The sequence below is a fragment of the Verrucomicrobium spinosum DSM 4136 = JCM 18804 genome (assembly GCF_000172155.1).
Taxonomy (GTDB): domain Bacteria; phylum Verrucomicrobiota; class Verrucomicrobiia; order Verrucomicrobiales; family Verrucomicrobiaceae; genus Verrucomicrobium; species Verrucomicrobium spinosum.
Genome location: NZ_ABIZ01000001.1, coordinates 2,010,498 through 2,031,577 on the forward strand (window position 1 = coordinate 2,010,498; position 21,080 = coordinate 2,031,577).

The 21,080-nt window shown below is 60.7% G+C and carries 16 protein-coding genes; 8 read left to right on the top strand and 8 right to left on the bottom strand.

Annotation, left to right across the window (positions count from 1 at the left end):
* Positions 1-13: 13 nt before the first annotated feature.
* On the top strand, positions 14-832 hold the full coding sequence (locus VSP_RS39080; RefSeq protein WP_029190268.1) for a helix-turn-helix transcriptional regulator: 819 nt from the start codon (positions 14-16) through the stop codon (positions 830-832).
* A 380-nt stretch (positions 833-1,212) separates the two neighbouring features.
* Here the strand turns inward: VSP_RS39080 and VSP_RS07845 are convergent, their stop codons facing one another.
* The gene (locus VSP_RS07845; protein ID WP_009959859.1) at positions 1,213-2,091 is read right to left on the bottom strand and encodes a PEP-CTERM domain protein; all 879 of its coding nucleotides are present in this window, start codon (positions 2,089-2,091) and stop codon (positions 1,213-1,215) included.
* 426 nt (positions 2,092-2,517) lie between these two features.
* Between VSP_RS07845 and VSP_RS07850 the strand changes: the two genes are divergently transcribed.
* From VSP_RS07850 to VSP_RS07860, 3 genes are all read left to right on the top strand, one after another.
* A complete protein-coding gene (locus VSP_RS07850) occupies positions 2,518-3,045 on the top strand; it encodes a hypothetical protein (RefSeq protein ID WP_009959860.1) in 528 nt (175 codons plus the stop codon).
* A gap of 535 nt (positions 3,046-3,580) precedes the next feature.
* On the top strand, positions 3,581-5,530 hold the full coding sequence (locus VSP_RS39085) for an RHS repeat-associated core domain-containing protein (RefSeq protein ID WP_157210793.1): 1,950 nt from the start codon (positions 3,581-3,583) through the stop codon (positions 5,528-5,530).
* An 11-nt stretch (positions 5,531-5,541) separates the two neighbouring features.
* On the top strand, positions 5,542-5,943 hold the full coding sequence (locus tag VSP_RS07860; protein WP_009959863.1) for an SMI1/KNR4 family protein: 402 nt from the start codon (positions 5,542-5,544) through the stop codon (positions 5,941-5,943).
* Positions 5,944-6,330: 387 nt separating this feature from the next.
* On the opposite strand, the gene VSP_RS07865 is transcribed toward VSP_RS07860, so the two are convergent.
* The 3 genes from VSP_RS07865 to tnpA all read right to left on the bottom strand — a co-directional run bounded on the left by VSP_RS07865 (position 6,331) and on the right by tnpA (position 8,602).
* Complete coding sequence (locus VSP_RS07865; RefSeq protein WP_044134119.1) at positions 6,331-7,815, bottom strand: IS66-like element ISVsp3 family transposase; 1,485 nt, start codon at positions 7,813-7,815, stop codon at positions 6,331-6,333.
* An 89-nt stretch (positions 7,816-7,904) separates the two neighbouring features.
* On the bottom strand, positions 7,905-8,264 hold the full coding sequence (gene tnpB, locus VSP_RS07870) for an IS66 family insertion sequence element accessory protein TnpB (RefSeq protein ID WP_009959866.1): 360 nt from the start codon (positions 8,262-8,264) through the stop codon (positions 7,905-7,907).
* Positions 8,258-8,602: an IS66 family insertion sequence element accessory protein TnpA gene (gene tnpA, locus VSP_RS07875; protein WP_009958043.1), complete on the bottom strand. Its 345-nt coding sequence runs from the start codon at positions 8,600-8,602 to the stop codon at positions 8,258-8,260. The genes tnpB and tnpA overlap by 7 nt, the downstream gene beginning before the upstream one ends.
* A gap of 179 nt (positions 8,603-8,781) precedes the next feature.
* On the opposite strand from tnpA, the gene VSP_RS07880 reads away from it, so the two are divergent.
* Positions 8,782-10,779, top strand: coding sequence for an RHS repeat-associated core domain-containing protein (locus VSP_RS07880; RefSeq protein ID WP_009959868.1), 1,998 nt, complete (start codon positions 8,782-8,784; stop codon positions 10,777-10,779).
* Positions 10,780-12,039: 1,260 nt separating this feature from the next.
* Here VSP_RS07880 and VSP_RS07890 read toward each other — a convergent pair.
* The 3 genes from VSP_RS07890 to VSP_RS07900 all read right to left on the bottom strand — a co-directional run bounded on the left by VSP_RS07890 (position 12,040) and on the right by VSP_RS07900 (position 17,183).
* Positions 12,040-13,707: a UxaA family hydrolase gene (locus VSP_RS07890; protein WP_009959870.1), complete on the bottom strand. Its 1,668-nt coding sequence runs from the start codon at positions 13,705-13,707 to the stop codon at positions 12,040-12,042.
* An 89-nt stretch (positions 13,708-13,796) separates the two neighbouring features.
* On the bottom strand, positions 13,797-16,127 hold the full coding sequence (locus tag VSP_RS39090) for an FTR1 family iron permease (RefSeq protein WP_009959871.1): 2,331 nt from the start codon (positions 16,125-16,127) through the stop codon (positions 13,797-13,799).
* Positions 16,128-16,148: 21 nt separating this feature from the next.
* Entirely contained in the window at positions 16,149-17,183 is a 1,035-nt protein-coding gene (locus VSP_RS07900; protein ID WP_009959873.1) for an imelysin family protein, read from the bottom strand.
* Positions 17,184-17,364: 181 nt separating this feature from the next.
* Here VSP_RS07900 and VSP_RS07905 point away from each other — a divergent pair, with 181 nt between their 5' ends.
* Genes VSP_RS07905 through VSP_RS42950 form a run of 3 tightly spaced genes read left to right on the top strand, consistent with a single transcriptional unit; the run spans position 17,365 to position 19,954 of the window.
* Positions 17,365-17,607, top strand: a complete 243-nt coding sequence (locus VSP_RS07905; protein ID WP_009959875.1) for a FeoA family protein — start codon at positions 17,365-17,367, stop codon at positions 17,605-17,607.
* A gap of 17 nt (positions 17,608-17,624) precedes the next feature.
* On the top strand, positions 17,625-19,733 hold the full coding sequence (feoB, locus tag VSP_RS07910) for a ferrous iron transport protein B (protein WP_009959876.1): 2,109 nt from the start codon (positions 17,625-17,627) through the stop codon (positions 19,731-19,733).
* Positions 19,734-19,786: 53 nt separating this feature from the next.
* Positions 19,787-19,954, top strand: a complete 168-nt coding sequence (locus VSP_RS42950; protein ID WP_009959877.1) for a hypothetical protein — start codon at positions 19,787-19,789, stop codon at positions 19,952-19,954.
* Between the two features lie 261 nt (positions 19,955-20,215).
* Here the strand turns inward: VSP_RS42950 and VSP_RS07920 are convergent, their stop codons facing one another.
* Positions 20,216-21,013, bottom strand: a complete 798-nt coding sequence (locus VSP_RS07920) for a thiazole synthase (RefSeq protein ID WP_009959878.1) — start codon at positions 21,011-21,013, stop codon at positions 20,216-20,218.
* Between the last annotated feature and the right edge of the window lie 67 nt (positions 21,014-21,080).

Genomic DNA, 21,080 nt, shown 5'->3' on the forward strand with positions numbered 1-21,080 from the left:
CACATCTCTTCCCATGGAGTCGGCGGCGATGCCCGGCAGACCTGCGACGGCTTCTGCCAGCTCGTCGTTTGATGACCTGGGCGCCTTGCATGAGCTCTGCCGGCTGCGCTCCACGCTGGAGGGCTTTGCCGCGGTACGTCTCTGTCAGCATCCCCGTCGGCAGGAGGTGCTGGATGACTTTTCCAGGCGCCTGGAGTCGATGCATGCCTGGGCCCGGCAGGGCCGCTTGCTGGAGTTCCGCCAGGAGGATGGGGAGCTCCATCGTCGCCTCGTCGCCTCTTGTGACTCAGAGGCGCTCATGCATTGCTGGGAGCATGTGAACGCCAGGCTGGAGGCCTGGATCCAGCATGTGCAGGAGGTGTACTGGCCCAGCCTGATGACGCTCTATCGCGAGCATGAGTTTCTCATCCAGGCCTGGGCATCGGATGAGCCCTGGGTGGCAGAAGCCGCCACGCATCAGCACCTGGAGGCGGGTTGGTTCCGTGTCGCCGCAGCACGAGGTGAATCCTCACCCGTGATGGATCCCGTGGAGCGCGCCACATCCTTTCTCTGCACCCACTATGCGAGTGCGGTGGAGGTGGGCTGGCTCGCACAGAATGTCAGCTTTGTGAGTGCCAGTCATCTCACCCGGTGCTTCCGGCAGAAGCTCGGCGTCTCCCCCTACGCATTCCTCAGACAGGTCCGCATGGAGCGGGCCGCCCAACTCTTGAAAACCAGTGCGGATGCCGTGGCGGTGATTGCCCTGAAGACGGGGTACAAGAACGTGTCCCACTTCGTGCGGGACTTCCGGGAGAAATACACCATGACGCCCAAGCGCTACCGGGATGGGTGAGTGAGGGGGAGTTGGCTCCTATTGCTCAGCACGTGGCGACGGGAGTAGTCCGACGGTCCCCGTCGGTTGGTGAGCGGGCGTGACCTCTGCCTACTCGGCAACGCCGCGAAAAGCATTCTCCGACGCCAAGGGCGTCATACAAAATAGACGCCCAGGGTCAGGCGAGGCGCGAGCCGCCACCCTGGGTCGGTGGAAAGATCAATTGGAAATCCGAAGTGAGTTCTACAGACTGTCCCCATCACCTGATACGACCGCCTTGCATGCAATGAACACCTCGGGGGCGCTATGACGGTTTGTAGAACTCCCTTGGAGTTCCTGCTCTATCCCATCAATACCCGGGGTGGCGACCGCTTCGCGGCCTGACCCCGGGCTGTTTTGTATCACGCCGTTGGCGTAGAGTTTCCACGGCCGGATGGAGGCCCTCGCCGACGCCTCATGACCACCCCTGCGAGTCCGCAGACCAGCAACCATGCACGCCCCGGCTCCGGCGTCTGGGCCAGACTTGCCCAGTCCGTCGCGATCCGCACTTCGTCAAAACTCGCCATCGTCGTGGTCTGACTGCTGGTGGCGAAGCCGGAACCCATCCGGATGCCATTCAATCCGTTGGCGAAGTAGTCCCCGGTTGAGGTGAAATAACCTGACGTGGGCTCTTCGCCAGACAGGTCCGGATTCACGAACAACGTGGCGCGGTCATTGAGGCCGCTCTGGTCAAACTCCACCTTCAGCACCAGTTGGGTCATCCCGGATACCGGTGGGCGGGAGGCGGTGCTGGAGTTGAGATTCAGCGCCCCAAACGCTCCCCACACGGAGCCCGCACCTGATTGTCCGAGATAGGCCTTCTCTGAGCCGCCGTCCATGAGCGAGAAGGCGATGAACCGCGAGCCATCATTGTCATTGTCCACCAGGAAACTGAAGTAAACGGTACCGGTGTTGATCCGGTCAAACGAACGCGCCCCATAGATCCCATTTCCTGCCGTGGCATTGGACGGATGATTGGGAGTGGAGGTGATGCCGCTGGTGGACACCAGTACCGTGCCATTGCCACCACTGGTTGTCTGCTGAATGCTCCAGGCCGAGGAGAACCCGGCTCCGCCATTCAGCGTGGCCAGACTGGAGCCGACCGTGTAGTCAAAGGAGTCATAGGCCACCAGGATGGCCGAGGCCGACGACGCCATGGCGTGCAACATCAATCCGGTGAGGACCGTCCACCCTGCCTTGGGGAAAAGAGCGGGGAGGTGAGAGATGAATGAGAAGCGCATGGCCCATTCCTGAGGGACACGCTTGGGTCTGCCAAGGCTGGAAGCTGCCGGGAAGAGGGAATGGCCGTATCCGCGTAGCGCGATGATCGGAATAGAACATTTTCACGTGGGCGAAGCGCTCCGCCAGGGAGTGTTGCGGAGCGATTCGAGCAAGGCGGATATCGCTCAAATGCAATTCAGGAACCGCGCCGGGGTTGGAGTACCGCGTTTACGCGGCTCAGGAGGATTGGAACTGTCGCCATCGTGGCAAGAACTTGTCTGGTGGCACTATCTCGTGGAGCCACCACGAGCAGGCAGGCTTTTGCAAAATGGCAAGTTTGAGGCGAGGTCTGCGATTGATGTCGCAGACACCCCCGCTCTTGCAAGTTTGGTGACTTCATGGTAACAACTTGCCTCCGTCAAAAACTCTTCCATCCCAAAGCCCCCATGAAATTCACCCCCGCACTTTTCGCCCTGTTCCTTGGTTTCGGCGGACTTCGCGCTCAAGAAACGGAAAAAATCCCTCTGAATGAGCGTCGAACAACCGTGACGATCTGGAATCAGCACAATGGAGGGTTCAATGACCGCGGCTCCAAGGTCTTGAACGTCGTGCTGATCACCAAAGGCAAAGAAGTGTTCCGAAAAGACGGGGTGGCGATTCCCTGGGAGCGCGGTACAGATACGTTCGTCTCGGTGGTCGTTCCCTCGGTGCCTACTGACACCGTCCGGGTGGAGGTGGTCGAAAGCATCAACGAACGGCCTGGTCTCGCTGAAATTCAGTTTGTGCGGAAGGGTAAGAATCTCGCCAAAAAGAAAACGGTGCGTGTCAACGGCGTCTGGGAAAGCCACCCGGGGGTAACGGGGGACACCCTCACCGATGACATCACCACTTCGTCAAAACATCAACACGGCTACTGGTGCTCTCCGGACAAAGAAAAGGCCTGGGCCGAGGTTGATGTGAAGACTCGTGATTGATGCGGTATTCTTTGGTAGCTGATGCCGGGAGCAGGGAAGCTGAAACGCGGGTCAGCCTGCTCTCGGATTCACCGGCCTTGTCAAGTATACGGTTTCCCAGGGGCGCCAGGATAGTGATTCTCAAATACCTACTCTTAAAACGTGACAACCCATAGCAGCCCGTGCCAACAGGCTGCTTTCGACAAATTTGGACTCCAAAACAAGCGTCTCGTGAGCAGGGGCTTTATGGGCATGCTCTCTTACCGTCCGAACGCATCAACACACGGTCCCGCCACCATCCAGTGTTCGTTCCCGGCAACCGTTGGGGAGGGTTAAGCGGTGTTTTTCAACCTGCCTCTTGCACACGAACCGGGTTAGATGCGCGACTTGTCTGGCTATGTAAGGTTCCGAATTGATTCCGCGCGGCCGCGTTGTCAAGCCGCCGCCCGCTCACCTTCACAGTGAATGAGGCGGGCCGGTGACCTTTGCCTCCAACGGGGTGGATCAGGTGACGGGGCGGGAGCTGGCCTATCGGGGTTATGGCGTGCACGGGGCCGTGGCCCCGGGCAGCACGGTGCGGGTGTTTCATCCGCAGGCCGGGGTGGATGGCGAGGAAATCTATGTGAATCCGGAGACCGGTGCCTACGGTGCCTACTGGACCGTGTCGGGGAGTTGGGCGGGCACAGGGGTGACCCGGGTGGAGCTGCTGGTGCGTGGTTCCAAGGCAGGGGCGGGAATCGGCGGGACGCCTGCCGTGGCGGACAAACAGATGTGGGTGGTGCTACCGCCCAGCCAGGAAACCTACGAGTATGACGGTGCGGGCCGCATGGTGGGGGACGCCACCTGGGCTTACACGTGGAATGGCATGGGTTGTCTGGTGAAGATGGAGCGCAAGGCCGACACCGGTGCGGATCCCAACCTCGCCAGTGAGGTGATCACCTTCAAGTACGATGCCGACCGGCGTCGGATCAAGAAGGAGCGGACCTTGACCTACTCTGACAGCACGCCTACGCGGGTGGAGACCAGCAAGATGATTTGGAGTGGCTGGCTCCCCGCCTGTGAGGAGTTGTCAGTGAACGGCGGCACGGCCAGTAGGCGCTGGTTCATCTGGGGCCGGGACGTCAGCGGGACCTGGGATGGTGCGGGTGGCATTGGCGGGTTGGTGGCCATTGAAGAGGAAGGCGGCCGCCGCCTTCTGGTCGTGGATGACGGACTGGGCAACATCACGGCGCTGATCAACCAGGTGAATGGGGAAACGGTGGCGAAGTTCGACTACACCCCCTATGGCGAGCTGAAGGTCTCATCGGGTGACGTGAACGCCTGCCCGTTCCGTTATCAGAGCAAGTACTACGATGCGGAGACGGGGCTGAGCTACTTCGGGTTCAGGTATTACAGCGCGAAGCTGGGGCGCTGGATCAGCCGTGATCCGCTGGGGGAAGCGGGTGGGTTCAACCTGTACGGGTATTGCGGGAATGATCCGGTGAACCGGTGGGATTATTTGGGGATGGATAGCGGAATTTGGGACAAGGTCGTTGCCACCGATGACTTTATGGATGGCTTGCTGTGGGCGACCGTTCAGTTTTGGACTCGCGGCGATATGTTTGGCGGGCAAATGCCGTTGTATCAGTCGCCAAAAAGTAGCTACGAGTATGGCTATAACACAAACATGACTGGATACAATGTGGCCTCACATTGTATCGGAAGAACGGCCCGAGAACTGGGCATGCTTGTGTCAATGATAGACACCGAGTTGAGAGACCGTGGTTTTTGTTTAGAAGCGCTACCTGTAACTCGGATGGCGGCACCTGTGCGAGGACTGCGCAATCTCCAAGTGGCCAATCAGGTCGTTAGAACTGAAAACATTGTTGCCGAAACACTACCCAGTCTACCTAGAGTTGTGGAATCGGGGAAAGTTGTTGCCTCTGTAGATGCAATAGGTGTGCAGTTGGGAAACCAAGTGCAGCTTGGCTCCCAACAGCTTCAGTTCCTTGAAAGCCTGCGATCTCGCTACCCATCGATACCTCACGTTGTTGGCATGGCAAGCGATTCAAGTGTAGTGGGAGCCACGGTGGTGCAAAAAGTGACGCCGCTGTTAAGCTCGCAGTTTTCTAGAAATGCACTTGAATATTTGAGGGTCATCGAAAAGCATACAGGGTTTCGAATCCCAGAAGTTCAAAGAATCCAATTGGCTGCCGATCTAAGCATCACCAAATACACGCGGTTGACTCCTCAAGCGGGCCGGCTCCATCGCGCTAAGTTCACCAAAACACTGAAAGATTCCCAGATAGCCGAATGGGAAAGACAAACAGGCCAAGTATGGCCTAAATATCAAGCGGGATCTACTCCGCGAGGCCGGAATCCAGGCGACTACTTCGATGCACATCACATTATTGAAAATGTTTATGGAGGGCCGCATGAATGGTGGAACCTCACACCTGCGCGCTTTCCCAGCGCACACCAAAGCGGCCTTCATTTGGAGGATGTAATGGAAACACTTTTCCCGTAGAATCTACGACTATGAGTAAATTTGACTACCTTAGGCCACAGATGGTTGGAGTGGAAAACCTGACGGCTTTGTCTGAGCAGGCGGTTCAGGAGTTGAAGGCTAAATATCCCGGGATTGCAGAAGACTATCTAGACTTCCTCAAGCAGATTGGGTGGGGGAATTTCGGGACGGTTATGATATATGCAGAACCAATAGATCCAGAGGAGATATACTCTGCCGAAAGGGGGCTGGCATTGCAGGGCATTGCAGTCTTCGGCGATGATATGCAGGGGTTCTGCTATGGATTCGATAAGGATGAACACTATAGAGTGGTGGAAATAGATCCTAGAGGCAAAGTGGATCGCACAATCCATGAAGATTTCAGCGAGTTCATAAGATCGTTCATACATGAGCCTGAAGAACGTGAGACGTGACAACCCATAGCAGGCCGTGCCAACAGGCTGCTTTCGACAAATTTGGACTCCAAAACAAGCGTCACGTGAGCAGGGGCTTTGTGGGCGTGCTCTCTTACCATCCGAACGCATCAACACACGGTCCCGCCACCATCAAGTGGTTGCCATCGCTTCGCTCAGGCTGTGCGGCGTCCGGCTTCGCCGTTCATCGATGCCGCTTTCGCGGCATGGCGCTGTTCCCGGCAACCGTTGGGGAGGGTTAAGCGGTGTTTTTCAACCTGCCTCTTGTACACGAACCGGGTTAGATGCGCGACTTGTCTGGCTATGTAAGGTTCCGAATTGATTCCGCGCGGCCGCGTTGTCAAGCGTAAGCGAGTAACCAAGCCCCGTGGGTGCAGGGCTTGACTTTTACTGGTCGGCACGCCGTGCCATCCACGCCCGGGGCGTGATTTCCTTCATCTGTTGATTGGTCATCGCTGGCAGCTTCGTGAACAGGTCCTTGAGATACTCGTAGGCATCCGCCCCAGCCCGCTTCGCATTGTCCAACAGCGTGTAAAACGTCGCCGCACGCACTCCCGCCTGCGCGTCGCCCACGAACAACCAGTTCTTCTTGCCGATGGCACTGGGCCGGATCGTGTTCTCCACCAGGTTGTTGTCCACCTCCACGCGTCCGTCCTCAAGGAACACTTCAAGGCTCGCACGCTGGTTGAGGGCATAGCGTATCGCAGCCCCTGTCGGACTCTTGGGCAGGTGTTTGCGTTGCTGCTGCCATTGCTCCAGCTTCTCATAGACCTGCCCCATCACAAGGCGGCTTCGGGCTTCTCGGGCCGCCTGTCTTTGCTCCGGTCCAGCCCGGATCTCGCGCAACTCTTCCTCCACGGCATAAAGCTCCCGGATCTGCACCAGCACCCACAGGGCATCCTGGCAGTAGGTGCTGGCCTCAAAAAACTTCCGCCGGGCATGCGCCCAGCAGCCCGCCAGCCGGATCGTGCCCGCACGTTCCCGGCTCTGGGCAAAAGACGCGTAAGCGGCATACCCATCGCACTGGATGATGCCCTCGAACCCGGCAGGCACCAGGCTCTCCAGACAAAAGGCCGCCCGTCCGGTGTGCCACTGGAAGAACGTCTCCTGGGTCAGCGGCGAGTGCGCCACCCACAGGTAACCCGTTTTGGTCTGGCCATGACCGGGGCTCAAGTACTCAATGGGTGTCTCATCAAGCTGGACATACCCGCTGGCAAACACGCTCTGATGGATCTCGCGCATGAGCAGCCCGCAGGCCTCTGCGGTCATCCCGCTCCAGTTGGCCAGCGTCTGGCGCGAGATCTCCACGCCCAGCCCGGCGTAGATGCCCTCCAGCCGGTGCCAGGGCAGATGGTCCCGGTAACGTGAGACCATGCTGTGGGCCAGCAGCGAGGGCGCTGCCACGCAGCGCTCCTGCAGGCAGGGCTGCAACGGAGCCACCACCGGAGGCAGATGCCGCTGGTCCTTGCGCACATACTTGCGCCGGATGATGCGCAAGCGCTCGAAGCTTGCCGGGGTGTACTCAAGCTGCTCGGTGACCTCTTCGCCGATGTGCACCCAGTCCTCAGGACAGGCCTTGACCTCTTCGGGGTCGATGAACACTTCTTTAACCGGCAGGTGCTCCGGGATGCGGGGCTTGCGCTCCCGGGCTGGCTCCGGGGTGGACGGCTCCCTGCCCGGCCGGGTCTGACGGGCCGACTCTTCGGCCAGCGTAAGCTCCTCGATCCCGTCGAGCAGCAGCTGCATCTGCTCTGCATCCAGCTTCTCGCTGCTTTTGCCGAACATCCGGCGCGAGAGGGCATCGAGCTTGAGGCGCAGCAGCTTGTTTTCCAGACGCACCGCCGCAAGCTCCCCACGAAGCTCTGCGATCAAAGTGGCGGCGTCAGGTTCAGGAGTCACGAGGCTCGTGATGTGGCCTCAAGCCGCGCCCTTGTCCAGCTTCAGATGCAGGAAGCAGGAAACTATCCCGTCTCACGTTCATACCAGGGGCGCATCTTCGCGCCCCGCAGATCAATGCCGTCGGTGAGCATGGCCAGGGCCTGCGGGGCCAGGGCCAGCTTGGTCTGTGCAGGATCGGCGACAGCCGGCCAGCTGAAGGTGCCTTGTTCGAGCCGTTTGGCCAGCAGCCACCAGCCCGAACCGTCCCAGTAGAGGATCTTGAGCACCGAGTGGCGCCTGTTGCTGAAGACAAAGAGCGAGCCGCTGCGGGGATCGTCCTGCAACTGCGCACTGACCATGCCCTGAAGGGTGCCCACCCCGGCCCTCATGTCACAGGGTTGAAGGGCGATGAAGACCTTGAGGCTGCCTGAGAAGCTCAGCATGAGTGGAGGTCCGGGGAATGCTTGAGTTCGAGTTGACGCAGCAGCGCTGCAACCAGGGGCATCTGCGAGGAGCAGGACAGGTGCAGGCGGGCGGTGCCGGGCAGCAGAAGATCCAGGCGTGTCGAAGGCAGCGGGGAGATGGGGACGGCCTCCAGAAACGCCACGATGGGAGGGGAGGCAGCCTGAGTGGCAATGCAGGTGGAGATTTTGGCCTGCCTGCGCCAGGAGACCAGCGTTTGGTACTTGATGCCAGCAGATCTGGCGAACTGGGGCCCGCTCAGGCCTGAGCGGGCATAGGCCTCCAGCGCGGCGTGTCGTTGTGCCGGGGTGCTGCGCACCCTGGACCTGACATCACGCTTGAGTGGAGCTGACGCTATGGAAGAAGGATCACTATGAGTCATACCCCTCAGCTATGACTGATGGTGATAACGCTTCATAGCGACATCAGACGGGGATCGGCTTGACGCTTACTGTCAAGCTCCCGCCCGGTCACCTTCCCAGTGAATGAGGCGGGCCGGTGACCTTCACCGCCAATGGGGTGGATCAGGTGACGGGGCGGGAGCTGGCCTATCGGGGTTATGGCGTGCACGGGGCCGTGGCCCCGGGCAGCACGGTGCGGGTGTTTCATCCGCAGGCCGGGGTGGATGGCGAGGAAATCTATGTGAATCCGGAGACCGGTGCCTACGGTGCCTACTGGACCGTGTCGGGGAGTTGGGCGGGCACAGGGGTGACCCGGGTGGAGCTGCTGGTGCGTGGTTCCAAGGCAGGGGCGGGAATCGGCGGGACGCCTGCCGTGGCGGACAAACAGATGTGGGTGGTGCTACCGCCCAGCCAGGAAACCTACGAGTATGACGGTGCGGGCCGCATGGTGGGGGACGCCACCTGGGCTTACACGTGGAATGGCATGGGTTGTCTGGTGAAGATGGAGCGCAAGGCCGACACCGGTGCGGATCCCAACCTCGCCAGTGAGGTGATCACCTTCAAGTACGATGCCGACCGGCGTCGGATCAAGAAGGAGCGGACCTTGACCTACTCTGACAGCACGCCTACGCGGGTGGAGACCAGCAAGATGATTTGGAGTGGCTGGCTCCCCGCCTGTGAGGAGTTGTCAGTGAACGGCGGCACGGCCAGTAGGCGCTGGTTCATCTGGGGCCGGGACGTCAGCGGGACCTGGGATGGTGCGGGTGGCATTGGCGGGTTGGTGGCCATTGAAGAGGAAGGCGGCCGCCGCCTTCTGGTCGTGGATGACGGACTGGGCAACATCACGGCGCTGATCAACCAGGTGAATGGGGAAACGGTGGCGAAGTTCGACTACACCCCCTATGGCGAGCTGAAGGTCTCATCGGGTGACGTGAACGCCTGCCCGTTCCGTTATCAGAGCAAGTACTACGATGCGGAGACGGGGCTGAGCTACTTCGGGTTCAGGTATTACAGCGCGAAGCTGGGGCGCTGGATCAGCCGTGATCCGCTGGGGGAAGCGGGTGGGTTCAACCTGTACGGGTATTGCGGGAATGATCCGGTGAACCGGTGGGATTATTTGGGGATGTATGAGATTTTGGGGGAAATGCCTGGAGAGTTCGATGTGCGACGAAATGAAGATGGATCCGTTGCTGTGTCTGTTGGGAGACCGATCATCGCCATAAGTGATGAATGGAGGATTCCTTATAAAGTTCAGCCCTCAGAATCCGAAGTCGCGCTATATAATTTCGTGGTGACGAGAAATGAGCGATTCCTTAATCACCCTTTGTTGTGGGATGCATTTAATAGAGGTAGTTTGGATCACGTAGTTTTGGGGCTATACGACCCGGCACTATTGACGCTTATGTGTGGAATCCAAGTTATTCCAACTGGCAGTAGACCTGAATATGTCGTTCCTATTACGGAGACTCGGAACATGGGCTCAATTAGATACTCCTTTGGGGCGAAGAGTCTGCCCAAAGGAGGGGCTGCAGCTAACAAAATAGAGAAAGTAATGCGTGACTTTTCGTCGGGGCAAATAGCGCCCGGTGACGGACATCGGGGCAGGCCTGGACCAATACTGGCTCCCATGGGTGAATTCGGCAATGTCGGGGCCTATCCGCGTCCTCCTATGGCAGATCCCCTAGCCAATTCTCGGACAAAATTGTTGAAAATTCTTGAGCAGCGCAGATTGGGGAGCAGTTTTGAGCAGGGTGGGAAGTTCAATCCTCTCGAAGGGATGGGCGGAAATCGAATTCAAGAGGCATTCGGAGTAAAGATTGATCCTGCCACTCAACTAGGTGTTGACTATGTAGGGCCCGGAAGACTTGGAAACATTCAGCTAAAGGGGCCGTTCTTGAATCGTTCTACTCTGCAACCTCTCCCTGAGTCGGCTCAACAAGACGCAATGAGGAGCATTCTGCGTAGACTTCAGGATAATACTGCGCCTGACAGTTTTGTTGTTGATACTCTTGGGCTCTCATCCGAGAATGCTGCCGCACTAAGGTTGGCTGTAGAGAGTTTGAAATTGTGTAAACCTGTCCACTTCCTCGAATAATGGCGCATAGCTACATACACGGTCGACGTCTGGAATTCGAAGTTAGAGACTCGGCTTGCGAGGCTGTTTTGGAACGATTAATAGACGAATTGTCGAGACCAGGTGGAAATAGGTCAGCTGCGGGGATCGTGAAGAACTGGTATACTTACTGGTATTCAATGCCTCCTGGAACGAAGGATATGAACATTGAATGTTCAGTGCCGGAGGTTCGTGATGCTGTCCTTGTAGCGTTGACTGTGGTAGTGAAGACGCTGGATCTCGATGGGGAAATGACATTGGTGGCAAGGCGTATGATGGATATATTGTCGGAAAAAGAATGACAACCCATAGCAGGCCGTGCCAACGGGCTGCTTTCGACAAATTGGAACTCCAAAACAAGCGTCTCGTGAGCAGGGGCTTTGTGGGCGTGCTCTCTTACCGTCAGAACGCATCAACACACGGTCCCGCCACCATCCAGTGTTCGTTCCCGGCAACCGTTGGGGAGGGTGAGCGGTGTCTTTCAACCTGCCTCTTGCACACGAACCGGGTTAGATGCGCGACTTGTCTGGCTATGTCACCTTGGTAATAGCCTGTCTCGTCGCACTTCAGTAGCCGGTACGCTGGCCGGATTGAGAACGGCGAGCCAGGCTTGAGCGATCCTGCGATCGGTCGGGGGATGGGTGGCGAGGAGCCAAAGGTGGCGTGACAGCGTGGTTCGAGGAGTGCGTCGTGGGGGTGGAGGGGATGATGAGTGGAAGTGCGCGGCTACGGCCTCCCCACCTGACCGGATCCGCCCCGGGTACCCAAGGTAGGCTCGCTGGAAGCTCGCCAACCGTGGGCTGTGGTACATATCCCTTTCAGGGATAGCGGGAGTTGGAGCGGATTGCAGGCGGTGCGTGTGGGAGGCGACGCGCCGGGTTGGAGCTGTTGCATCGTGAGTGGCATCCAAGTGTGTATTAAGATCCGCCCCAGAGAAGGTAGAAGAGCCGTCCCGGCTCTTGGGCGTGCGGAGGGAAGAGGTTGGGTGTGGGAGGGATAATGTCTGAGACGGTGGGATGCGACGAACGGGTCCTTGTGGGCATCGCGACGTCGGGCTGGAGGCTTGGGAGGTCTTCCCTGTCGCGATCCTGAGTCTTCTGCAAGATGCAGAAGACGGGACACGCTGGAAGCGTGCGCTCCCCAGCATCGCTGAGTTATCTCTACGAGGAACGTCACCCAGCGTGGTGCAACTTCGAGTGCTCGACTTGCTGAGGCCTAGCGGTGGCTCACCACCCGACGATGCTACAACGACACCCCGCGCTTCCAAGGAATAAAATCATCCTGCCCCAGTGACACGGCCTTGGGCACGGTAATGCCGCTGGCGGTGTCGAGGGTCAAGGCCAACAACTCCTCGCCCATGGTGAGGACGCTCTTCTCGCCGCGGATGATGGGGCCGGTGTCGAAGTCGATGACGTCACCCATGCGCTGGGCGAGCTCGGTGTTGGTGGCGATCTTGAGGGTGGGGCAGATGGGATTGCCCGTGGGGGTGCCGAGGCCGGTGGAGAAGAGGATGACGGTGCAACCGGCCCCGGCGATGGCGGTGGTGGATTCCACATCGTTGCCCGGGGTGCAGACGAGGGAGAGCCCGGGCTTCGTGATGGGCTCGGCGTAGTCCAGCACATCGGTGATCGGGGAGGTGCCACCCTTCTTCGCGGCACCGGCGGACTTGATGGCATCGGTGATGAGGCCATCCCGGATGTTGCCAGGGGATGGGTTGGCGTCGAAGCCGCTGCCGCAGGCCTGGGCGGCACGCTCATAGGTGCGCATGAGGTGGACAAAGCGGTCGGCCAGAGCGGCATTCACGCAGCGGTCGCTCAGCTCCTGCTCGATGCCGCAGAGTTCCGGGAACTCGGAGAGGGCCACGGAGGCACCGAGAGCCACGAGAAGGTCGGCGGTGTGGCCGATCGCGGGGTTCGCGGAAATGCCGGAGAATCCGTCGCTGCCGCCACACTCCACGCCCACCACCAGATCGCTCACCGGGCAGGGTTCGCGGCGGAGTTCATTGGCATCCCGCATGCCCAGAAACGTGGTCTTGATGGCGCGGGCCATCATGTCCTGCTCGGAGAGGGCCTTCTGCTGCTCGAAGATGTGCAGGGGCCGGGAGTATCCGGGATGGAACTTCTCCAGTGCCTGCTCCAGCAGGCTGACCTGGGCGTGCTGACAGCCGAGACTGAGCACCGTGGCTCCTGCGACATTCGGGTGGGCGACGTAGCCGGCCAGGAGGTTGCAAAGCGCCTCCGCATCCAGCCGGGTGCCGCCGCAGCCCATGTCGTGCTCCAGGAACTTCACCCCATCCAGGTGAGGAAAGAGAGGCACGGGAGTATGGGGGCGGGTGCCAAGGGCAAGGGTTGATTCCTCGATCTCCTGACGGGCGGCGCCGCGCTGATGCAGGCCGACGAGTTCACGAGCATAATGTTCATATGGGCCAGTGCGGCCATAGCCCAGGGCTTTCTGCAGGGCCTCCTTCATGAAGGCGAGGTTTCGGTTCTCACAGAAGACGAGGGGGATGACCAGCCAGCAGTTGGCGGTGCCGGCGCGGGTCCCGGGGCGCTTGTACCCGTTGAAGGTGGTGCGACTCCAGTTCGACAGGGTGGGAGGCGTCCAGGCCGTGTCGCGTTGTTTCCCAGAAAAGCCGGCCGTGGCGTGCTGGAGGTTGTGCGTGTGGACCAGTTCCCCTGCAGCGATGGCGACCTTGGCCCGGCCCACGGTCACGCCGTACAGGGTGACCAGGGCGTCTTTGGCAAAATCCCGGGCGGCGAACTTGTGCTTGGCCCCCACCTTGTGGCGGAGGATCCAGCTTTGCCCATCCAGGGAGACCTGCTCACCCGCCTGCAGGGGGCGGAGAGCCACGATGAGGTCGTCGGCAGGGTGGATGCGGAGGATGCTGGGAGCGGTAGCGGCGGTGGTCACGATCCCCCAAGATGAAATGAAGGGAGGGAAAATGCCAAGGCATTGTTTCCCTCCCTTCGACGAGGAGCAGCGAGGGGCTGAGGCCGACGCTATGGGGTTGCGGCGGTCGCTGGGTGGTTGAGAGTGCGGGCCAGGGCCGCTTGAGTGCGGGCGCTGCGCCACTTCACCCAGAGCCAGGCACCGCCCACATAGACCAAGCCCAGCGGCGGGATCAGCATGCCCTCCCAGGAGGGGTAGAGGCCCAGCCAGGTACCCATCCAGGTGGGGATGTCCAGCCACGTAATGGGGTGAATGGGCAGCCAGCCGACCGTCTGGAAGAGCCGGACGGTGGACCCCAGGAAGGTGACGAGCACCGTGATGACCAGGACGCCGGTGATGACCAGCAGGCGGCGGTAGGGGAGCTTGGCCCCGATGTAGAAGACGCCCAGCCCCATGCCGCTGACGATGGCCAGACCGATGCTCAGGCCGATGAGCACGGGGCGGAGGCCGGCCTCCAGCAGGAGGGACTGGAGAAACAACACGGTCTCAAAGCCCTCGCGATAGATGGTGAGGAAGCCCACGCCGATCATGGCCATGTTGGCGCTGGCCGTCTCGCCACCCGTGTTCACGGCGCGGGTCAGGCTGCGGAGCTTGGCGTTCCATTCCACCCAGTACATCTTGTGGAAGACCCAGTTCGTGACGATGAGCAGCACGATGACCGCAAGCACGGAGACCACCGCCTCCAGCGATTCACCATGCCGGCTCAGCGACTTGATGATGAGGCGGGACACGATGAAGGTGGCCACAGACGCCACTAATGCGGCAAAGACGCCGATGCCGATGTTGCGACGGATGCGGCGGTTCTCACCCCCACGCAGACCCGCGATGAGTGCGGCAAGAATGACCACGGCCTCCAGGCCCTCACGCGTGACCACAGAGATGGTCGTGTAAATGGCCGTGAGAGGGGAGATGGACATCTGCAGCAGCGCGCCGCATTCGTTCATGCCGGCGAGGGCCGCCTCATAAGCGCCCGCCAGGGCGGGGCCGCTCGCGCGGGCGTCCAGAGCGGCCTTGATGCCAGGCTGGGTCTTCGTACCATCGAGGAAGAGCTTCTCCGTGCGCAGGGCAAGATCGGGATCGCGCGGCATCGTGCGGGACTCGATCTCCAGGTCAAAGGTGGTGTAGGCCTCCAGCCGCAGAGATTCGGCGTCGGCCCACTTGCCTGCGCGCGCGGCAGCGTGCGACTCCGAGAGGAGGGTGCGCACATCCAGCAGCGTCTCCGCGATGACCTCGGACGCCTTGCCCTGGCGACGCAGACTGATGGCAAACTGGTCGGCCAGAATTTCCACCGCCTTGGCAGCCTCACGTTCCACAACCGAAGAGTCCGTCTTGGCCTGGATGGCTGCCTCCAGCTTCTCGATGGAGGAGCGCAGAGCCGGCTCATACTGGGTGAAGACATCGCCACGCTGACGCTCCCAGGGGGCGCGCAGTTCATCCAGGATCTGGCGGCTCTGAATGGTGAAAGTCTCCGCCTCGCGATACTCAATCGGGATGACGATCTCACCATCTCGCACACCAGCGGAGTACTCCACGGGAACCAGCTTGAGGAGCTTGATCAGCAGCCGCTCGCGGCGGGTGATGTCCTCTGCGGTGAGAAGGTTCGGGAGATCTCGGCGAATCTGGGCGGACCATTTCTCGAATGCCAGGGGGAAGTTTGTTTCATCAGAAGCCATGAGCACCTGCCAGGAAGCAAGATCCGGCACCGGGGGGGGGGTGTCTGGGAGCACGAGGGTGAGCAGGGGAGCGGGGAAGACCGCCAGGGTCTGGATCTCACCGCTGCGGGTGGCGATCATCTCCGGCGTGCTGCGCTTCTGCTGGATGAGCCGTTGCAGCGCATCCGTCTTCTCACGGATCAGCGTGGTCTGCCACACCAGGTACTCGCGCGCCAGCAGTTGGGACACGGCATCCCGCTGGGCTCCTTTGCCATGCTGGAGGGCCAGCACGCCCTGCACGGCGTCTGCATATTTCGGCAGCTGGATCAGTGCGCGCCACTCGCGGGCGGGCTCCAGTTGCTCCTTCTGCTGGCGGTCCAGCATCTCCAGTGCGTACACATGCTGAAGCAGCGCCTGCCTCTGTCCCAACAAATGGCCGGCAGCCGTGGTGGCGGGAGCCGCCTCCGGAAGCGTGGCCTCCGCCCAGAGTTTCCTGGCGGTGTCGGACTCCAGGTTGGAGGAGAAACTCTGCACCACCTGCCGGGTGCTGGTCCAGGTTTCAGGAGTCACTTCACCGCCGTAGAGCTCGACGATGGCGGACTCAATGCCGCGCTGCACCTCGGCCGCGGCATCCAGGACATCGGCGTGCAGCCGGGTGATGGCCATGGCCACAGCGGCCATGGCGGGGAGGAACCGGCGCGTCAGTCCGGGAGTAGAGAGGAGCTTCATGGATGCGCGATCCGAAAAAAATTAACCTGCCACCTGCACACCCACGAGCGCCGCCGCCTGCTTGATCTGGGGCACCAGCTTGTCGGTCTTGGCCTTGGCCTGGGCGGCCAGTTCATCGATCTGCGCGGTTTTGAAGACCGCCTTCTTCTCCTCGCGCTTCTCCAGCGCATCCAGGAAGGCAAAAATGTCCTTGAACCCGGAATCCACCGCCTTGCCCAGAGCCTTGTCCTTGGCGGTCACCCCGCTCTGGACGGCCTGGTACATGACTGCGCAGCTCTTCATGATGCCCTGCATGTCTGAGATGCGGCTTACGGCGAAGAACCGACCGGAGGACTCCTCGCTGTAACGGGACTCCTTCCAGTCCTCAAAGTAGTCGGAGAGCGTGGGCGTCATCGCCACCATGGCCTGGTAGCAATCCTCTACCGTCGGCACCCAGGAGCGCGCATCGGCCAGCAGTTCACCGATCTTCGCATTGGTATCCACCGCCACGGCGGTGAGAACCTCAGGCCGGGGCAGGGATTCCCGGGGGGCGATCCTGCCGTCTCCATCCAGGTCCAGGGCCACCACCCACTTCTTGCTGCCGCCCCAGAGAGCGGGTTCGATAACATAAGTGAACCCGGCACCTTCACGGTCGATCACCTCCCCCGTGCTCAGCGTCAGTTTCAGCGGGGAGATCTCCTCCGGCTGGCCTTCGTCCTTGGGCAGGCCCGCATCAAGGTACACGTCGTAGTGGGCAAACTTGTCCACGCCGGCGACGATGCCTTCCACCGTCTCATAGCCGAAGCTGTCCATCGCTTTGTAGTTCTCCTGCATCTTCGTCACCAGCGCGGCCACTTCCGGCTTCCTGGTGGCCCAGGCTTTCTCAGGACCGCCGGCAGCGCTGAGGATGGCGGCGTACTCGTTGGAGTTCTTCACGAAGTCCTCGGATGCGGCCTTCACCTTCACCAGAGTGTCCACGAGGTAGGATTTCACCTCTCCCACCTCGGCCCCAGGGGAGAAAGAGGGGATGAGCACAGAAGAAGCGGCCAGAATGACATAAGCGGCGTAGCGGTTCATGGGGGAATAAATGAGATTGAGTATCAAATGCATAACCTCTGCGGCGTCTCTCTGCAAGCTCAAGAACTGACCTTCCCCTCGTTCAGATGGAATTCTGTAGATTCGATTTGCCGATGCGTTTCAGTCTCAAGTAAGAGTAGCAACCCCGAACAAAACTTGTCCCTTTCCTCTCCTCCTGCCCATGCAAGCGATCCCGCTCACCCAGCTCAAGGATGGCTCGTCTGCCATCATCAAGGACATCCCGGTAGGGCATGACGAGCACATCACCCGGCTGCGGGAACTGGGACTGGTGCCGGGCACGAAGATCCGCGTGGTGAGGCGTGCGCCTTTGGGCGACCCTATTGAAGTGGCCGTACGGGGCTCCCGGATCGCCATGCGCCGCAGCGAGGCCCGCCACATCGAAATCCTTCCTGTTCAGGAATAGTCCGCCGCCATCTTTCCATGTCCGTTTCATCTGCCGCCCTGCCTGAGGCAGCGCCCACCTCCGCCACCCGTGAGCCCGTGATTGCCATTGTGGGCAATCCAAACTGCGGGAAGTCCACCATTTTCAATGCCCTGACTGGGTTGAAGCAAAAGGTCGCGAACTACCCTGGCGTGACCGTGGAAAAGCGCGAAGGCTCCTGTTTCTCCCAACATGGGAAGCGTCTGCGCCTGCTGGACCTGCCAGGCGCCTACAGTCTCAATGCACGCTCTCCGGACGAGGCCGTGGTGCGGGACGTGCTGATGGGACGCCGCAAAGACACGCCGCGGCCGGATGCCGTGGTGCTGGTGGCGGACGCCTCCAACCTGGAGCGCAATCTGTATCTCACCACCCAGGTCCTGGAACTCGGCCTGCCCGCCATGCTGGTGCTGAACATGATGGATGTGGCGGAGGCGAAGAAGTGGCGCATCGACCTCAAAGAGCTGGAACTGCGTCTCGGCGTGCCCGTGGTGCCCATGCAGGCCACGAGTGGCAAGGGCCTGGTGGAGCTGAAGGCGGCGATGAGCCGGCAGTTGCCCGCGCCCAAGCACACGCCACCGATGCCGACGGAAATCTCCGCCGCGCTGGATGACATTCGCCTGGATCTGACCAAGGGGGGAGTGCTCCACGACACGGCCTCCCTGCTCGAGTCGCTCTATCTTATCTCTGATCACGATCCTCAGCACTACGGCATCGCGGACGCTCACATGAGCCGGATCTCGGCCTGTCATGATGACCTGGAAAAGAAGTTCCCCGGCTGGGAGGACCGTCTCGCGGGAGCCCGGTATGAGACGGTGGAATCCATCCTGAAAGACGTGCTGCGTCGCCCGGAGAAGGACGAGGCGACTTTTTCTGACCGTATCGATGCCGTGCTGCTGAACCCCGTCTTCGGCTTCGGGATCATGCTGTCTGCGATGGTGCTGCTGCTCTACACCATCTTTGCCTTGTCTGAGGCACCGATGGGCTGGATCGAAGGTGCCTTTGGCTGGGCGGGAGACTGGGTGAAAGGCCACATGGCCGAAGGGGATCTGCGTGATCTGCTGGTGGATGGCGTCATCGCCGGGGTCGGTGGGGTGGTCATCTTCCTGCCGCAGATCATGATCCTGTTCTTCTTTATCGGTCTGATGGAGGACACGGGCTACATGGCACGCGTGGCCTTCATGATGGACCGGATCATGGGCTGGGCGGGTTTGAACGGAAAGGCCTTTGTGCCCTTCCTCAGCGCCTATGCCTGTGCGGTGCCGGGCATCATGGCCACCCGTACCATCGCGAGCTTGAAGGATCGCATTGTGACCATTCTGGTGACCCCGCTGGCCAGCTGCTCAGCGCGTCTCCCGGTGTACATGCTGATGATTGCGGCCATGTTCCCGGCCGGGCAGGTGGCGGCTTGGCAGAAGGCGCTGGTCCTGGTCTCCATGTACGCACTCGGTACCTTGGGCGCGTTTTGCTTCGGCTGGCTGTTTAACCGTACCATCATGCGTGGGGAGACCAGCCTCATGGTGCTGGAAATGCCGAGCTACAAGAGTCCTTCGCTGAAGCATCTGGTGATCTACGTGCTGGAGCGTGCGCGCATTTTCATCCGTCGTGCGGGTACCGTGATCCTGGGCCTCACCATCATCCTCTGGGCCGCCATGAACTACCCGAAGACGGAAGGAGATCCCTCCTCCCAGGTGGCGCACAGCGTCGCGGGTATGGCCGGACATGCCATCGAGCCCGTCATCAAGCCGCTGGGTTTCGACTGGAAGATTGGTATTGGTTTGATCGCCAGCTTCGCCGCGCGTGAAGTTTTCAACAGCACCATGGGCGTCATCTATGCCGTGGAAAACTCCGATGATGAAGACATTACTCCACTGCGTGAGCACATGCAGGCGGAGACCTGGCCGGATGGCGCGCCGGTGTACACCCCGCTGGTGTGCGTGAGCGTCATGGTCTTCTTCGTCTTTGCCATGCAGTGCCTGAGCACCGTGGCGGTGGTGAAGCGTGAGACCAACGGCTGGAAGTGGCCGCTGTTCCAGATCGCCTACATGACCGCTGCGGCCTACTTTGCCAGTTTGATCGTGTACCAGGGGGGGCGACTGCTGGGGTTCTAGAGCTTTGAAATTGACGCCACCGCGACCTCGGCTGCGTATTGCAAACACAGACCATGAATGCAGAACTCCAATCCTGGGCGGCCGGGGCGATTGTCCTGGCCACGGTGGCGATCTTTCTGACGCGTGCCCTGAAGGGGCGCAAGCGGAAGGCGGCGGGGAGCTGCGGGAGCAGTTGTGGATGCAGCGCCAGCCCCGCCAAGAGCAAAGTGGCCAAAGGGTAGCCCAGTTGCGGCAGCCGCTTCTTGGAGGGAGGCGTGATTGTCTAAGAGGAGATGGCAAAAAGACCCCCATTCGCGAGCTTCCAGCGAGCCTGCGTCGGGTGGGGGGGATTGAGACACCTGCTCCGAAGGAGTTGGGGCGGTCACGATCTAGTGCAGAGCGTTGGCAGACCAATAGGCTCTTCAACCTTTGGTCATGCAGCGACTGAGCCGATTGCCAATCGGCGGCACAGCAGACTGCCAGTCTGCACTACGGTCGCTTCATCAGCCCGCTGTGCCCAAGAACGCTGCCAGCGGGCTCGTGGCTGAGGCGTTCTCGGTGGCATTGGCGATGCCAATCTCATAGGCGGCGCGGCCGGCTTCCACGGCGGCGTGGAAGGCCAGGCCCATGCGGACGGGATCAGCGGCGACGGCGATGGCGGTGTTCACCAGGACGGCGTCGGCACCCATTTCCATGGCTTCGGCAGCGTGGCTGGGCACGCCGATGCCGGCGTCCACCACCACCGGGACGGTGGCCTGCTCGATGATGATCTCGATCTGGCGGCGGGTGGTGATGCCCTGATGAGAGCCGATGGGGGAGCCCAAGGGCATCACGGTGGCGGTGCCGATGTCCTGCAGGCGCTTGGCCAGGACGGGGTCAGCATTGATGTAGGGCAGGACGGTGAAGCCTTCTTTGACGAGGATCTCTGCGGCCTTGAAGGTCTCCACGGGATCTGGCAGGAGGTAGCGGGGATCGGGATGGATCTCCAGCTTCACCCAGTTGGGCAGGCCGGCGGCGACGGCGAGGCGGGCCAGGCGCACGGCCTCCTCTGCGTTCATGGCACCGCTGGTGTTGGGTAGCAGGAGATAACGATCCTGGGGAATGTAGTCCAGGATGTTGGCAAAGGGGTCCTTCTTTCCCGTCAGGTCCGCACGACGCAGGGCCACGGTGACGATCTCACACCCGCTGGAGGCCAGGGCATCCCGCATGAGTTCGCCAGAGGAGAACTTGCCGGTGCCAAGCATGAGCCGGGAGCGGAAGGTGCGGCCGGCAATGGTGAGAGAGGTCGTGGTGAGGCTCATTGAATCGTGCGGATACTGAGGGGAGGAGACGGAAGGCTGATGAGAAGGGAGAACGGAAGAGATCCGA